11 protein-coding genes are annotated in these 15,139 nt (G+C 73.2%); 6 read left to right on the top strand and 5 right to left on the bottom strand.

Going from position 1 to position 15,139, the window contains the following annotated elements; genetic code table 11:
- Positions 1-38: 38 nt before the first annotated feature.
- The 3 genes from ACSMXX_RS22345 to ACSMXX_RS22355 all read left to right on the top strand — a co-directional run bounded on the left by ACSMXX_RS22345 (position 39) and on the right by ACSMXX_RS22355 (position 4,226).
- On the top strand, positions 39-1,055 hold the full coding sequence (locus tag ACSMXX_RS22345; RefSeq protein WP_473180478.1) for a PP2C family protein-serine/threonine phosphatase: 1,017 nt from the start codon (positions 39-41) through the stop codon (positions 1,053-1,055).
- A gap of 112 nt (positions 1,056-1,167) precedes the next feature.
- Entirely contained in the window at positions 1,168-2,535 is a 1,368-nt protein-coding gene (locus ACSMXX_RS22350) for a vWA domain-containing protein (RefSeq protein ID WP_473180479.1), read from the top strand.
- Positions 2,536-2,597: 62 nt separating this feature from the next.
- On the top strand, positions 2,598-4,226 hold the full coding sequence (locus ACSMXX_RS22355; protein ID WP_473180480.1) for an FHA domain-containing protein: 1,629 nt from the start codon (positions 2,598-2,600) through the stop codon (positions 4,224-4,226).
- A 110-nt stretch (positions 4,227-4,336) separates the two neighbouring features.
- Here the strand turns inward: ACSMXX_RS22355 and ACSMXX_RS22360 are convergent, their stop codons facing one another.
- The 4 genes from ACSMXX_RS22360 to ACSMXX_RS22375 all read right to left on the bottom strand — a co-directional run bounded on the left by ACSMXX_RS22360 (position 4,337) and on the right by ACSMXX_RS22375 (position 9,149).
- A complete protein-coding gene (locus ACSMXX_RS22360; protein ID WP_473180481.1) occupies positions 4,337-5,329 on the bottom strand; it encodes an N-acetylglucosamine kinase in 993 nt (330 codons plus the stop codon).
- Positions 5,320-6,603 carry a 6-phospho-beta-glucosidase gene (locus ACSMXX_RS22365; protein WP_473180482.1) on the bottom strand — a complete coding sequence of 428 codons (1,284 nt, stop codon included), beginning with the start codon at positions 6,601-6,603 and terminating at the stop codon, positions 5,320-5,322. The genes ACSMXX_RS22360 and ACSMXX_RS22365 overlap by 10 nt, the downstream gene beginning before the upstream one ends.
- Before the next feature lie 24 nt (positions 6,604-6,627).
- Positions 6,628-7,875 carry an ROK family transcriptional regulator gene (locus ACSMXX_RS22370; RefSeq protein ID WP_473180483.1) on the bottom strand — a complete coding sequence of 416 codons (1,248 nt, stop codon included), beginning with the start codon at positions 7,873-7,875 and terminating at the stop codon, positions 6,628-6,630.
- 125 nt (positions 7,876-8,000) lie between these two features.
- A complete protein-coding gene (locus ACSMXX_RS22375) occupies positions 8,001-9,149 on the bottom strand; it encodes a mechanosensitive ion channel family protein (RefSeq protein WP_473184910.1) in 1,149 nt (382 codons plus the stop codon).
- Between the two features lie 355 nt (positions 9,150-9,504).
- Between ACSMXX_RS22375 and ACSMXX_RS22380 the strand changes: the two genes are divergently transcribed.
- Entirely contained in the window at positions 9,505-10,044 is a 540-nt protein-coding gene (locus ACSMXX_RS22380) for an HNH endonuclease (RefSeq protein WP_028435157.1), read from the top strand.
- Between the two features lie 126 nt (positions 10,045-10,170).
- Here the strand turns inward: ACSMXX_RS22380 and ACSMXX_RS22385 are convergent, their stop codons facing one another.
- Complete coding sequence (locus ACSMXX_RS22385; protein ID WP_473180484.1) at positions 10,171-13,461, bottom strand: beta-N-acetylglucosaminidase domain-containing protein; 3,291 nt, start codon at positions 13,459-13,461, stop codon at positions 10,171-10,173.
- A 791-nt stretch (positions 13,462-14,252) separates the two neighbouring features.
- Here ACSMXX_RS22385 and ACSMXX_RS22390 point away from each other — a divergent pair.
- Entirely contained in the window at positions 14,253-14,546 is a 294-nt protein-coding gene (locus ACSMXX_RS22390) for a hypothetical protein (RefSeq protein ID WP_473180485.1), read from the top strand.
- 120 nt (positions 14,547-14,666) lie between these two features.
- Positions 14,667-14,924 carry a hypothetical protein gene (locus tag ACSMXX_RS22395; RefSeq protein ID WP_473180486.1) on the top strand — a complete coding sequence of 86 codons (258 nt, stop codon included), beginning with the start codon at positions 14,667-14,669 and terminating at the stop codon, positions 14,922-14,924.
- The last annotated feature ends 215 nt before the right edge of the window (positions 14,925-15,139 follow it).

A 15,139-nucleotide genomic window follows, 5' to 3' on the forward strand; every position in this document is an offset into this window, starting at 1 on the left:
ACCCTTCCGCACCGCCGCCGGTGCCGGAGACCCCGCCGGTGCCGGAGGCCCCGCCCGCGCCGGAGGCTCCGCCGGGCCCGGACCCTCGTGCCGCCGACCCCCGCGTCACCGTGGACGATTCGCCGCCGGAGGGCCTGCCGCCTTACGGGTCCGCTTGTGTCGCCTGCGGCACCGGAGCCGTGGACGACGACGGCTACTGCGACCACTGCGGTCACAAACAGCCGCGTGAACGCGACCACATGGAGAGCGCGTTGGCGTCGGTGGCGGCCGCCAGCGACCGCGGGCTGCGCCATCACCGCAACGAGGACTTCTTCTCGCTCCACGAGGCGGTGACACCCTCGGGCGCCCCTGTGACCATCGCCGTCGTCTGCGACGGCGTCTCCTCGGCCACCCGGCCCGACGACGCGTCCGCTGCCGCGGCCCGCGCCGCGGGCGCGTCGGTGTGCGACTCGTTGCCGCAGGGAACACCCGCGCAACAGGCCATGCACAACGCGCTCATCGCCGCGTCCGACGCGGTCACGGCCCTCGCCGCCGAAGGCCCCAACGAGCCCTCGAAGAACGCCCCGGCCTGCACCATCGTCGGTGCGATCACATCGGAGGGCATCCTGACCGTCGGCTGGATCGGGGACAGCCGCGCCTACTGGGTGCCGGACGAACAGGGCGCGCCGCCGGCCCGGCTGACCGAGGACGATTCGTGGGCGGCCCAGATGGTCGCGGCAGGTCTGATGACCGAGGACGAGGCGTACGCGGACGCTCGCGCACACGCCATCACGGGATGGCTCGGCGCGGACGCGTATGAGATCGAGCCGCACACCGCTTCGTACAAGCCGGAAGGAGCGGGCGTCGTGATCGTGTGCACGGACGGGCTCTGGAACTACGCGGAGTCCGCCGAGCAGATGGCCGCGGCCGTGCCGCCCGACGGACGGCGACGTCCGCTGCAGGCCGCGCAGCGTCTCGTCGGCTTCGCACTCGACGGCGGCGGACACGACAACGCCACGGTCGCCGTCATTCCGTTCCCGGCGCCGGATGAAGGAGCGGGAAACGGGGCGGCCTGAGGCGCACACGGACGGGGGTGACCAGCGGCGCATCGCTGCCCGGAACCGTCTTCGTCCCCGCTCCCGTCCCGTCTGACGACGACTCCCTTTCACCACGGAGCAGGAGCGGAACGTGACCGATTTCGCCGAGCCTTACGCGCAGCCGAGGTTCTCCGTCGACGTGTACCAGAACGAGTATCTGCCGGAGGGCGGGCAGGCGGTCGACGCGATCATCACCGTCACCTCCGGCTCCGGTGCCGGAGCCGGAGTCGGCACCGGCACCGCAGGCCCGGCGCGGGCCCTGTCCCGGCCGGCCGGCGCCGCACGTACGGACGCCGCGGTCGTGATCATGATCGACTGCTCCGGCTCGATGGACCACCCGCCCTCGAAGAGGCGCCACGTACGCGATGCCACGCTCGCCGCGATCGAGACGCTCCAGGACGGTGTCTCCTTCGCGGTCGTCGCCGGTACGCACCAGGCCGCGGAGGTGTACCCAGGCGGTGGCGGGCTGGCCGTCGCCGCCCCGGAGACCCGCACCCAGGCGCGGAACGCGCTGCGCGGGCTCCGCGCGGACGGCGGCACGGCCATCGGCTCGTGGCTGCGGCTCGCGGACAAGCTGCTCTCGGCGCACGACGGTCCCATCCGGCATGGCGTACTGCTGACCGACGGACGCAACGAGCACGAGGATCCGGAGAGCCTGAAGTCCGCCCTCGACGCGTGCGCCGGCCGCTTCACCTGTGACGCGCGCGGCGTGGGCACCGACTGGGAGGTCGAGGAGGTCACCGGGATCGCGTCCGCGCTCCTCGGCTCCGCCGACATCGTCGCGGAACCGGCGGGTCTCGCCGCGGACTTCCAGGACATGATGGCCGCCGCCATGCGCAAGGAAGTCGCGGATGTGGCACTGCGCCTGTGGACGCCGCAGGGCTCGAAGATCAAGTTCATCAAGCAGGTCGCGCCCGCCGTGGAGGATCTGACGGCCCGCCGCACCGACGCCGGCCCGCACTCCGGCGACTATCCGACCGGCTCCTGGGGCGAGGAGTCCCGCGACTACCACGTATGCGTCGAGGTGCCGGCGGCCGAGGTGGGTCAGGAGATGCTGGCGGCCCGCGCCGCGCTGATGCTTCCCGCGCAGGACGGCGGGCTCTCGCGGACGCTCGCGCAGGGCCTGATACGGGCGGTGTGGACGGACGACATGGCGGCCACCACCAGCATCGACGCACAGGTCGCGCACTACACCGGTCAGGCCGAGCTCGCCGAGGCGATCCAGGACGGCCTGCGGGCGCGCAAGGCCGGGGACGAAGAGGGCGCCACCGCACAACTCGGTCGTGCCGTACGACTGGCCGACGCTTCCGGAAATGCGGATACTTCGAAGCTGCTTTCGAAGGTGGTGGACGTCGTCGACGCTGCGAACGGTACTGTTCGGCTGAAGGCGAAGGTTGCCGACGCCGACGAGATGACACTGGAGACGCGGTCCACGAAGACGGTCCGTGTGAAGAGGTAACACACGCGAGGGTCGTACCGCAGGTACGGAAGTCCAGGAGTTACGAGGGGGAGGCACTCACCATGCCGACTTGCCCGAACGGACACCAGTCGGCTGTCGACGACTGGTGCGAGGTATGCGGTCACCGCATGGCCGACGCATCCGCCGCACCGGCCGGCGCGGTGCCGCCGTCGCCCTCGCCGCCGGTTCCCGGAGGCGGGTACGGCTACCCCGGGCCGCCGCCTTCCGCGCCGGGCGGTCAGGACGGGCCTGGCGGGCCTGGCGGGCCTGTGCCTCCCGGACCTCCCGGGCCTCCGTCCCAGGGTTACGGATATCCCGGGCCGGGCAGCGGCGGTCCTGGCGGGCCCGGTGGCGCTCCCGGCGGTCAGGGCCCTCCGCCTCAGCAGCCGCAGGGGGAGACCTGCCCGCAGTGCGGCAGGCCCCGTGAGGGGCAGGCGCCGTTCTGCGACGGCTGCCGCTACAACTTTCTGACCCACTCGCCGATGGCGTCCGTACCCGCGGACCAGTCGCCGCAGCCGGGTGGCTTTCCCCAGCCCGGAGGCCCGGGCGGCCCCGGTCCGCAGAGTCAGCCGGGGCAGCCCGGTCCGCCTCCGCCGCCGCCCGGATTCCAGGGCCAGCCCGGCCACCCGGGTCAGCCCGGTCCGCCTCCGCCGCCACCCGGGTTCCAGGGTCAGCCGGGTCAGCCGGGGCAGCCCGGTCCGCAGAGTCAGCCGGGCCAGCCCGGCCCGCCTCCGCCGCCGCCCTTCCCCAGCGCACCGTCCCACGGGCAGGACCAGCAGTACGGCTACGGCAACTCCGACATCCCCTCCCAGGTGGACCGTCCCGCGGAACCGCTCACCCCGCAGCAGCCCCCGCAGGGCCCGGGCGGATACCCGGGGCAGGGACCCGGACAGGGGCAGGCGCCCGGCCAGGGACAGCAGGCCCCCGGCCAGGGACAGCAGGCCCCCGGCCAGGGACAGCAGGGCCCGGGCCAGAGCCAGGGCATCGGCGCGCCCATGGCGCCTCCGGCGCCCGGAGGACCACAGCAGCCGTCACCCCCGAGCGGCGACTGGGCGCTCTCCCCGCCCGTCGCCCCGCAGCACGATCAGCAGCAGCCGCCACCGGCTCCGTCGCTCTTCCAGGACCAGGGCCCCGGCCCTGGTCAGCCGCCCGGTCCGCCTCAGCAGCCCCAGGCGCCCCAGCACCAGTACCCGCCGCCGCCCGGACCGGGCGGTCCCGGCGGACCGGAGCAGGGCCAGCAGGGTCAGCAGGGTCAGCAGAGCCAGCCGGGGCAGCAGGTGCCTTCCGGCTCGTGGGTGGCCGTCATCGCGCCCGACCGTGCGTACTTCGCCGCGATGATGGACCGCAGCGGGCCCGAGGCCTCGAACCTCAACCTGCCCGCCTACTCGCCCGAGCAGCAACTCCCCCTGAACGGCAACCAGATCACCATCGGCCGCCGCCGCCACTCCACCGGCGAGGCGCCCGACATCGACCTGGCCCGTACTCCGGAGGACCCGGGTGTCTCGCATCAGCACGCCGTGCTCGTGCAGCAGCCGGACGGCAGCTGGTCGGTGGTCGATCAGGACTCCACGAACGGCACCACCATCAACGGAGCCGAGGACCCGATCCAGCCCTTCGTCCCGGTCCCCCTCAAGAGCGGCGACCAGGTACACGTGGGCGCCTGGACGACGATCACCCTCCACCTCACCTAGAGAGCCCGGCCCGGCCCCGGCCCGTACGTCGTACGTCGCACCCCGCCCCCGTGTCCACGTAACGCCAAGTGGAGGCGGGGCAGGGCGCGTTCAGGGTGTGATCGGCGCGTTCAGGCGTAGTGGGCGCGCAGACGGGCGTGTGCCTGCGACGGTGCGCCGACGGCGTCGAGCCCGAGGAGGGCCGAGCCCAGGACAGGCGGCGCCGTGACCACTTGGGGCGTGGCCTTCGGGGCGTGTACGGCGAGCTGCTGCGTGAGGTGGTCGTGCAGGAGCGGATGGCGGGCCGCGGCGACGCTGCCCCCGAGGAACACCGGCGTCGCGGTCTCCAGCAGACCGAGGCGGCGCAGGCTGACCGTGACCATCGTCACGAGTTCCTCGGCCTGCCGGAGTACCAGGGCACGGGCGACCGCGTCGCCGGCGGAGGCCACCTCGAAGAGGACCGGCGTGATCTCGTGCATCCGCGTACGCGGCAGATCTCCCAGGTGCAGGGCCTCGATCAGCGCGTACATCGAGGTCAGTCCGTAGTGCCAGGGCAGTTCCCGTGCGAGTTGCGTGTCCTCGCCGCGGCCGTCCTCCGCCCGTGCGGCGTACCAGACGGCCTCCGCCGCCAGGCCGCCGCCACCGCCGAAGTCGCCCGAGAGTCGGCCCAGGGCGGGGAAGCGGTGGGTGCGGCCCTCGCTGTCCTGGCCCGCGCAGTTGACGCCGGCGCCGCAGACGACGGCCACCCCGTGCCCGACGGGACCGTCGTCCGGCAGTCCGGCGCGCAGGATGGCGAAGGTGTCGTTGGCGACGTGCGTGGTGCGGCCCCAGCCGCGCGCGACGACGGCGGCGGTCAACTCCCGCTCCTCACGCGGCAGATCGGCGTTGGCGAGGCACGCCGAGACGTGCGCGACCTGCTGCCCGGCCGCCGCTCCGGCCTGGGCGAGGGCCCTGCCGACCGATTCCGCGAGCGCGTTCACCGCGGCGTCCACGCCGAGCACCTGCGGCTGGAAACCGCCTCCGCGTGCTGTGCCCAGCACGCGGCCGCCGACGTCGACCACCGCGACGTCGGTCTTCGTGTTGCCCGCGTCGAGAGCGAGGCACCCCGAGGTCGTCAGGCCCACGCCAGATACTCCCGGTTGTGGGCGAGGAGCAGGTCGGTCAGCGCCTCGGCGCGGTCGTACTGCCCGATCAGCGGATGCGCGAGGAGTGCCCTGAAGACCCGGTCGCGGCCGCCGTGCAGGGCGGCGTCGAGCGCCAGGTCCTCGTATGCGGTGACGTGTGTGATCAGTCCGGTCTGGACGGGGCCGACGGGCGGCGCGGGCAGCGGCACGGCGCCGTCGGGGCCGATCTCGGCCGGGACCTCGACCACCGCGTCGTCGGGGAGGAAGGGCAGAGTGCCGTCGTTCCGTACGTTGACGACCTGCACGCTCGGCCGTCGGCTGCTGTCCTCGCCGGCGGTTCCCAGCAGGGAGGCGGCGAGCGCCACCGCCGCCTCCGAGTAGTAGGCGCCGCCGCGGCTGCTCAGCAGCGCGGGCTTCTCCGTCAGCGCGGGGTCGCCGTACATCGCGAGCAACTCCCTCTCCATGGCCGCGACTTCCTCCGCCCGTGAGGGCTTCGTACGCAGCTCCTGAACGGCCTCGTCGTGCGCGTAGAAGTAGCGCAGGTAGTACGACGGGAAGACGCCGAGCGCCTCCAGCACCCGGCGCGGCATCCGCAGCTCCAGCGCGAAGCCGTCGGCGTGCTCGGCGAGGAGCCGCGGCAGCACGTCCGCGCCGCCGGGGCCTCCCAGCCGTACGCCCAGTTCCCATGTGAGGTGGTTGAGCCCGTAGTGGTCGAGGTGGACCTCCTCGGGCGCCACATCCAGCAGCTTCGCGAACTTGCGCTGGAGATTGACCGCGATGTTGCACAGCCCGACCGCCTTGTGCCCTGCCTGGAGCAGGGCGCGGGTGACGATGCCCACGGGGTTGGTGAAGTCGATGATCCAGGCGTCCGGGTTGGTGCGGCGCACCCGCTCGGCGATGCCGAGCACGACGGGAACGGTCCGCAGCGCCTTGGCGAGCCCGCCCGCGCCGGTCGTCTCCTGTCCCACGCAGCCGCACTCCAGAGGCCACGTCTCGTCCTGGTGCCGTGCCGTCTGGCCCCCGACGCGGAGCTGCAGCAGCACGGCGTCGGCACCCGCGACCCCGGCGCCGAGATCCTGGGTGGCGGTGACGGTCGCGCCGTGGCCCTGCTTGGCCAGGATGCGGCGTGCGAGTCCGGCGACCGGCTCCAGCCGTTCCGCCGCCGGGTCGACCAGCACCAGCTCACTGACGGGAAGCGTGTCGCGCAACCGCGCGAAGCCGTCGATGAGTTCGGGCGTGTACGTGGAGCCGCCGCCGACCACTGCGATTCTCATGTCGTCCGTCCCGGTCCTTCCGCTTCAGCGTGAGGTGTCGAACACTTCGTCACGGGTCATGGCCAGCGCGCTCTGCAGAGCCCCGTGCAGCACCGGGTCACGCGTGACCGCGCCCAGCTTCAACTCGGGTCTCGGCACGGCCAGTTCGGTCAGTTCCGCCTGTACGAGCCGCCGCAGCCGCTCGCCGCCCGCCGTGAGCACGCCCCCGGACAGCACGATCAGCTGCGGGTCGAGCACGGCGACCATGGACGCCAGCCCGACGGCGGTTCCGGTGGCCAGCCGTCGCAAGAGCCCGGTGTACGGGTCGTGCTCGTCCCCGGGTTCGTCCTTGGCCCCCTCCCCGGCACCGGCGGCGCGGCTCACCAGAGCCGTGGCGCTCCTGTGCGGTGAGTCGTCCTGGTCGTACGGCAGGCCCAGCTCGTGCGCCCAGCGCAGTACGGCACCGGCACCCGCAAGCTCCTGGAAACCGCCGCTGCCCAGCTGAGCGGGATCGCGTACGAGACGCGTGCCGGGCACCGGGAGGAAGCCGACCTCGCCGGCGCCGCCCGTACGGCCGCGGTGCAGCCGCCCGCCGATGACGAGCGCCGCACCGATGCCCTGCTCGTTCCACAGCAGGACGAAGTCGTCGTGTCCGCCCGCGGCGGCACCCAGCCGCTGCTCGGCGACGGCGACGAGGTTCACGTCGTTGTCGTATTCGAGGGGCATCGGGAGCGCGGCGGCCATCTCCTCCAGCAGCGTGGGGGAGTGCCAGCCGGGCAGATGCGAGGCGTAGCGCAGGCGGCCCGTGCTGGGGTCGAAGGCGCCGGGAGTGCCGATCACCGCGCGGTGCAGCGCTGAAGGGCGGACGCCGGCCGCCTCGGCGGCTCCCTCGACGGCCCGTGCGACGAGCTCCGGCGTCCCCGGTTTCGGCCCGCCCGGCGGCCGGGCCGGGGTGGGCAGTTCGAAGGTTCCGGTGAGGCTGCCCGTGATGTCGGCGACGGCGGCGAGGATGCGGGCCGTGCTGACGTCCACCCCGGCGACGTGCGCCGCGGTGCCGTTGACGGCGTACAGCTGGGCGTTGGGCCCCGGACGGCCTTCGCTCCGGCCCGTGGCGACGACCAGGCCCGCCGCCTCCAGACGGGCCAGCAGCTGCGAGGCCGTCGGCTTGGACAGGCCCGTCAGCTCGCCGATGCGGCCCCGGGAGAGTGGGCCCCGGGCGAGCAGCAGGTCGAGGGCGGCGCGATCGTTCATCGCGCGCAGCACTCGCGGGGTCCCCGGTGCCGTACCGGCCATCTGCCCTCTGCCTCCGACGCTCGGCAACCACTGTTAGGAAGCCTTCCTGTCGTCGGACAGTAGAGCCCGGGCCCGGCGGCGTCAATGGACCGCGGGCCGGCCACGGGCCGGGCTGCCGCCCCGGGTTACTTGCGGGCCTTCTGCAGGGTCACTTCCGAGCTGTTCACCCGGCTACGGCGGCCTCCGGCACCGGCGGCAGCGGAGCCCCCTTCCGCGGCGGTCACGCCCGTCCGCGCTTCCGGGGCAGCGGCGGCCGGTCCGGCCGCACCCGCTGCACCCGCCGCGCCGAGGGCGAGCGGCTCCTGGGGCGTGCTCACAATGCCCCTCCTGTCGAGCTCCTGCTTGATCCGCCAGCGCAGCTCGCGCTCCACGGGCAGCGACTTGCCCGGCATGGTCTTCGCCGAGACCCGCACGACCATCTCTTCGAGCGTCACCGAATCCAGGCCCAGCACCTCGACGGGCTCCCACAGCAGTTCGTCCCAGGGCTCCGTCCCGCCCAGCTCCTCGCCGACGGAGACGATGGCGGCCCGCACCTCGTCGAGGTCCTCGCGCGGGCCCACCAGGACGTCCACGGCGGCGGTCGCCCAGCCCTGACTGAGGTTGCCGACCCGCTTGATCTCGCCGTTGCGGATGTACCAGATCTCGCCGCCGTCGCCGCGCAGCTGCGTCACCCGCAGCCCGATCTCCAGGACCGTGCCGGAGATCTCGCCGACGTCGACGCGGTCCCCGACCCCGTACTGGTCCTCGAGGAGCATGAAGATCCCGGCCAGCAGGTCCGTGACGACGTCGCGCGCGCCGAAGCCCAGCGCGACACCGGCGACACCGGCGCTGGCCAGCAGCGGCGCGAGATTGATGCCGAGGTCGGAGAGGACCATCAGCAGTGCGGTGCCGATGATGACGAAGGACGCGGTGCTGCGCAGCACCGAGCCGATCGCCTGGGAGCGCTGCCGCCGCCGCTCGCCGCTGACCAGCAGACCCCGCAGCGCGTTGGCGCTGTCGGCGGCCTCCGCCCTGCGGTTCACGCGCTTGATCAGCTTGCTGATGGAGCGCCGTATGACCCACCGCAGCAGGATGGCGATGATCGCGATGAGCAGGATGCGCAGCCCGGCGGAGACCCACTCCGACCAGTTCTGCTCGATCCACCCGGCCGCGTCGGCGGCCGACTCGTGAGCGTCCTCGAGAGAGGCGCCGGGGTCCTGTCCGCCGCCGTCCGCCGTTCCGGCTCCCGCGCGGTACGGGCCTGCGGGCGTGGACGGAGAAGCAGCGCCGATCAGCCTGAACACAGCAGAACCTTCCGAGCGGGAGAGCCAGGGTCAACCCAGCGCCGTGAGCCCGTCGATGCGGACCCCGAACGCGGCAACCACACTAACGGCGCACGCCCTTCACAAGCGGCGGGAGCGGCTCGAATGGGCAGTATCCGGCCGTTCCGGGGGCCGCTTCGCTTCACGGTTCGTGACGTCTTGACTGCTCGGAAGCGGGGCAGAAGTTCAAGGGGGAGCCAGGGGGTGTGGTTGAAAACACGCTCAGGGCGTTACGCGGTCGTGGTGGCGGAATGACCAGGGCGCAGGCCACACTGAGTACAGATCGTCCCGGCGCGAGCCACGCGCCGCAGACGTACAAGGAGGCACCGTGCCGCATGTCCTGGTCCTCAACGCGTCGTACGAGCCGCTCGGTGTCGTACCGCTGCGACGCGCCCTCATCCTCGTGCTCAACGACAAGGCCATCAGCATCGAGGAGTCCGGCGCCCTGATGCACAGCGCGACCCGCGTCATACCCGCCCCCAGCGTCGTCCGGCTGAAGCGCTTTGTGCGGGTGCCCTTTCGGGGCACTGTTCCGCTGACCCGCCGGGCGCTCTTCGCCCGCGACGGCGGCCGGTGCGCGTACTGCGGTGGTATCGCAACCAGCGTCGACCACGTCATTCCGCGCAGCCGCGGCGGACAGCACACCTGGGAGAACGTGGTGGCCGCCTGCCGCCGCTGCAACCATGTGAAAGCCGACCGTCACGTCGCCGAGATCGGCTGGCGGCTGCGCCATCAACCCGCGCCGCCGTCGGGCCTCGCCTGGCGGATCATCGGCACGGGGCACCGAGACCCGCGCTGGATGCCGTATCTACAGCCATACGGCGCGGACGACGCCCTCGCCCGGATCGAAGGCAGAGCTACTGCCTGAGACCGGGCTTCGTTGTTCTCACGGCCGGAACACCGGCGGGCGGGGGTGGGGCCGTGGGTACACCGTCGCGCCCAGCGGGCGGCGTCTCCTGCAGCCGCCCGTTGAGCCGCCCGTCCAGTGCCCCGGTCAGCGGCCCCGCGCCGTCTCCTCGCGCACGGCGTAGGCCTCCAGCGACCAGAGCGAGTACCCGAAGCGCGTGGCACGCTCGTCGCCCTGCATCCGTACGTAGCGGGTGTCCTCCGGCGCGTCCATGCGCACCGTCTCCCGGCCGCCCCTTCCGTCCTGCATCCTCGCGGCGTCGCGCCAGCGCTTGCCGTCGGGGGAGACCTGCACGCGGTAGCGCTTCGCGTACGCGTCCTGCCAGTGCAGCACCAACTCGCCCAGCCTGGCCGGGCGTTGCAGCTTCAGCTGCACCCATTCGCCGTCCTCGGCGGGGGAGGACCAACGGGTGTCCCCGCGGCCGTCGTTGACGGCTGACGCGGGGAACTCGCCTGCCTCGTCGCCGGACGACGACGCCTCCGCCTCCCGTGCCAGATCCGGCCCGCCGGTACGGGGGAAGGCGCGCACGGTCAGTGTCCGCTTCTCGTCCCCGAAGGAGAGCGGGATGCGGTAGGTGCCGGGCCTCACCGAAGAGTCGGCCTCGACCTCGACGGGAACCCGCGCCGACCCGCCGCGCGGTACGACGGTCCGCTCCGGGGTGCGTACGGTGAAGCCGCCCGGGGCGTCGGCGGCCACCCTGCCCCGTACGTCGGACGGGCGGTGGCCCTCGAGTTCGGCGGTCACCTCGCCCTTGCCGCCGCCGATGGGGGCGTAGATGTCGTCCTTCGACAGGGAGAGAGAGGCGTCGGGCCGGTCCGCGTACCAGGGCGTGATCTCGTGTACGACCGGCTCGTCGGAGCCCGGTGACCAGGCGAGACGGAGCGCGTCGGCCCGCAGCCCGCGGCCCTCGCGCTGCGTCCAGCCGCTCCCGGAGAGCGGCCCGAGACGCTGCCAGCCCTCGCCCGGCACATGGGCCTCGACGCGGGCGCGGGTGCCGGAGCCCGGGCCCGTCTGCACGGTGACCGCCTCCAGGGGACGCCGGTCGGGCAGCCTGACGGTGAGCGCGGGAGTGCCCGGCCCGGAGCCGTCGCCGCCACCGCCCGGGGTGCCGGACGGTCCGTCATCCGGGGCGTGCGGGTCGCCGGAGGGGTCGCCGTAGCGGCCGAGGCCGCCCGGCAGCGAGGCACCGGGAACGGCTGCGCGCGGTGCGAAGTACCCGGCGGCCGGGGCGGCTTCGGCACGGTAGGCGGTGTCCGGGTCGCCGTCGACGGCGGCTTCGGCCGGGGAGTCGGGGCGTGCCGCGGGACCGCCCTGCGTGGTGGCCCGGTGCCGTCCCGAACCCTTGGAGCCGGCGCCCGTCCAGCTGTCGGACGTCTTCAGCGCCCGCTTCACGAAGTCCGCCAGCACGCCCTTCCCGACGGTCGCGGACGGCCTGCCGCGCTCCTCGGCCTCCCCGTGCAGCCGCTCAAGTGCCAGGCGTGCGTCCCAGGCGCCGCCGCCGTCGCCGCGGCCCTGCGCCGTGAGCATCTTCACGGCCTGCTCGCCCGCTTCGCCGTGCCGGGCCAACTCCTCCAGCCACGGGCGCACTTCGCGTGCGAGACCTTCGGGGACGTGCTCCGGTGCGGTGCTCATCGTGCGGAAGGCGTCGCGGAGCCGGTCCGCGGCGCGACGCAAGCGCTGCGCGGACGCCTCTTCCTCCGGGTCGGCGGCCTCGTAGGCGTTCCAGAAGTCCTTCAGTACCGGCCGCAGATACGCCGACTCCTCTCCGCCGAGCAGCGAGGAGGCGTCGTTGCCGGCGAGCGCGTGCACGGCCTCGCGCGCCTGCGCGGAGCCGCCGGCGACCTCGTCGATCGCCGCCTGCCAGGACTCCTCGGGGCGGTAACTCTTCGGATTCCAGGCGTAGTCGGCCGCGGTGAAGAGCGGGATGCGCGAAGCGGTCGGCTGCTTCATCGCGTTGGTCAGTACGGCCGCGGAGCGGGCGGCGACGGCCGGTTCCCGTCCGCGGTAGGGGCCGAGGAAGATCCGGTCCTGCGCGTAGTCGTTGACGGGGTAGTTGTCCATCGTCACCAGCGGATGCTGGTGGAACGCCGAGCGCGCGGCGGTCAGTTCGCTCCCGGTGATGGTGCGCGGCACCACGCCGACGCCCGTCCAGGCGATCTCCACGCCCGGCGTGAGGTTCTGAGCGAGCTCGGTGCGGTAGTCGGTGTCGCCTTCCTGGTAGAACTCGGTCGGCATGACGGACAGCGGCTCGGCATCCGGGTGGCGCGCGGCGAGATGGCGGGCGACGTCACCGGCCAGCTCGGCGTGGGCACGCGCCGCGGCCTTCGGCCCGGAGCCGTACTTCTGCGCGTCCTCGTCGCAGTGCCATTCGCTGTAACTGACGTCCTCGAAGCGGAGTTGGAAGGCCTCGAAGCCCAGCGCCCGCATCGCGTCCAGCTTCCGCAGCAGCGCGCGGCGGTCGGCGGGGGAGGAGAAGCACATGCCCTGACCGGGGGCGACGGCCCAGCCGAGCTTCACATGGTTGCGCCGGGCCCGTTCGGCCAGCGCGCGGAACTCCTCGCGCTCCGCGGCCGGATAGGGGTCGCGCCAGCGGGAGGACTGCCGGTACGGGTCGTCGGTGGAGGCGTACAGATAGCGGTTCTGCTTCGTGCGGCCGAGGAAGTCCAGCTGCTCCAGGCGTTCCTGCTGCGTCCAGGAGCTGCCGTAGAAGCCCTCGGTGATGCCGCGCACGGGAGCGGTCGGCCAGTCCCGTACGGTCACGCCGGCGAAGCCACGGCGGCCGTCCCCCTCGGTGACGAGCTGGCGCAGCGTCTGCGCGGCGTTGAACAGGCCGTCGGCGTCCGCCCCTTCGAGGGCGACGGTGGGCCGCGAGCCGGTCCGGCCGACGGCGAGCCGGTAGCCGCTCCGGGGCAGATCGCCGCGCGGCGGAGCCTTCAGCGCGCGGAGTGCTTCGGGCGCCGAGGCCGCGTCCGCGCGTACGATCAGGCCGCCCCCGCGGGGCAGCGGCTGCCCGGGACGCACCTCGTCGATGCCGCGGGCGCCGGCGTCGCGCAGCGCGGCTCTCAGCGCGTCGAGAGCGGCGGTGTCGGTGCCCTCGTCCGCGACGAGAGTCACATCACGGCCCACCGCCACGAACGAGCCCCGACGGTCCATCGACTGCGGGCGCGGCCACACCTTCGGTACGGAGGAGCCGCGGGCCTTCGTCTCCTCGCCGTCCGGTTCGTGGTCCGCGGCTCCCGCGGAGCTGCCGCCCGGGTCCGGTGCGGGGGCGGCCTGCGCCGTCGGCATGCCGCCGAGAAGCCCGCCGATGACGGCCGCGGTGAGCGCGGTCGCTCCCGCCCGCCGCCGTGCTCTGTCCCCCTGGGCAGCTGCGCCCACGACGTCCTCCAGTCCTCCCCGTGCCGGTATCCGCCTGCCGTCCGGCGGTTCCCGGTCCACGGCCGAGCCGCTTCCAGGTTCCGCCGTCGGGCCGCTTCACGAAGTCACCGCCGAAGGGCCCTTGCCGGTCTCGTGCCGGTCTCGCCGTTCAGATCGCTCACATCGGTCACATTGTTCACCAGAGCTGAACACCCGGTCCGCGAGGCACACTTCGAGGCGAGCTCATCACCGTCGCATGGAGCGTGTCAACGCGGGCCGGAGCGGCGGCCGTTCACGGCTGCCAGGTTCCACCATTGCTGGACGCGGGCCGGTGCCGCGCCGGTTCCTGGCGCGGCATCGGCGGGGTTCCGGCGGGGTCCCGGGCGGGGTTCTGGCGCCCCTCCTGGCGGGGTCCTGATGTGGTGCCCGCCTGCCGCCGGGCGCGCGGCCTCTGCCACGCTCCGGTGCGGACCGTGACGGTGAGTCGCAACCCGGTGCGCACAGCGCTCTCATGGCCGCGTACGCGCAGTGACGGATGTCGAGTGCGTACGGCCGGGAGACGTGAAGGGGAACGGGTGAAGTGCCGCAATCGGGCCGCCCGGTGGTGACCTTCGGTGAGTGGGCTGTAAAATTTCGTGCGAGATGGCCCGGAATCCCGCCGTCCGTTCGCCGCTCGCCGCGGCGCGCAGGCAAATCGCCTGCGGAGGGAAACGTGACCTCGGCCACGTTCCGCCCCCGATTACGTCTGCGTGCGGCTCGACTGGGTAGGGCCACCCACCTGACCATCCGACGTCAACGAACGGAGGCCCGCCGTGGCCGCGTCCGCTGAGCTTCTCGCCGTGCTGACCCCGCTCCCCAAACAGGTGCTCTCGAAACAGCAGGCGCTCTCCAAACAGGGGCACGAGCCGGTAGACCTGTCCGGTGTGTCCGACCCCGACTCCGGACTTGACGGCTCGTGCTCGTGCGGCTGCTTCGAGGCGCCGCTCACCTCCGAACCACCCCTGGCCGACGTCGCCCCGCTCACCAGCGAGCCGCCCCTCGCGGAGCTGCCGCTCACCAGTGAGCCCACCGGCAACGGCTTCGGTGCCGACAGCACCGAGATCTGATCCCGGACCCGGCGCCCCCACAAGACCTGTCGCCGAGCCGCGCCCCGCTTCGGCGGGGCGGGCGGCCGCCCGGGGAGACCCGGGAGAGCGGCGCCATGAGCGGTCCGCTATGTTGACGGTGTGAGCGACAAGGTCAATTCGAAGGTCAAGAAGAACGTACTGCGAGCCGGCACCGTCACCGCCGCCTCGGCGCTGATGCTGACGGTGTCGTCCCCGGCCTTCGCGGTCGCCCCCGACGACGGCGACGACCCCGGCCCCGGGATCAGCGTCATCGAGACCCTCGGGTTGTTCGTCGCGGCGCCGATCGGCATCTTCCTCCTGATCTCCGTCCTCGTGATGCTGGGCGGCCGGCCCGGCAACGGCAAGCAGCAGCACTGAGCCAAGCCAGGGGCCCGAGCCGGGACCCCCGGCGCGAGCCCGCGCCACAGGCCCGAGTCGTCTTCTCCTCTCCGGGCCCCTTCGTTCCCGGTCTCTTCCGGCCCGGCCGGTTCCTTCCACATGCTCTGCTCTCCGGGTGCTCTGCTCTCCGGATGTGCACTTCTCCGGGCCTCCTCGACCGCACGGACATCCGTCTTGGACGAGTCCTCCCGTGT

Source organism: Streptomyces sp. DSM 116795 (assembly GCF_055792905.1).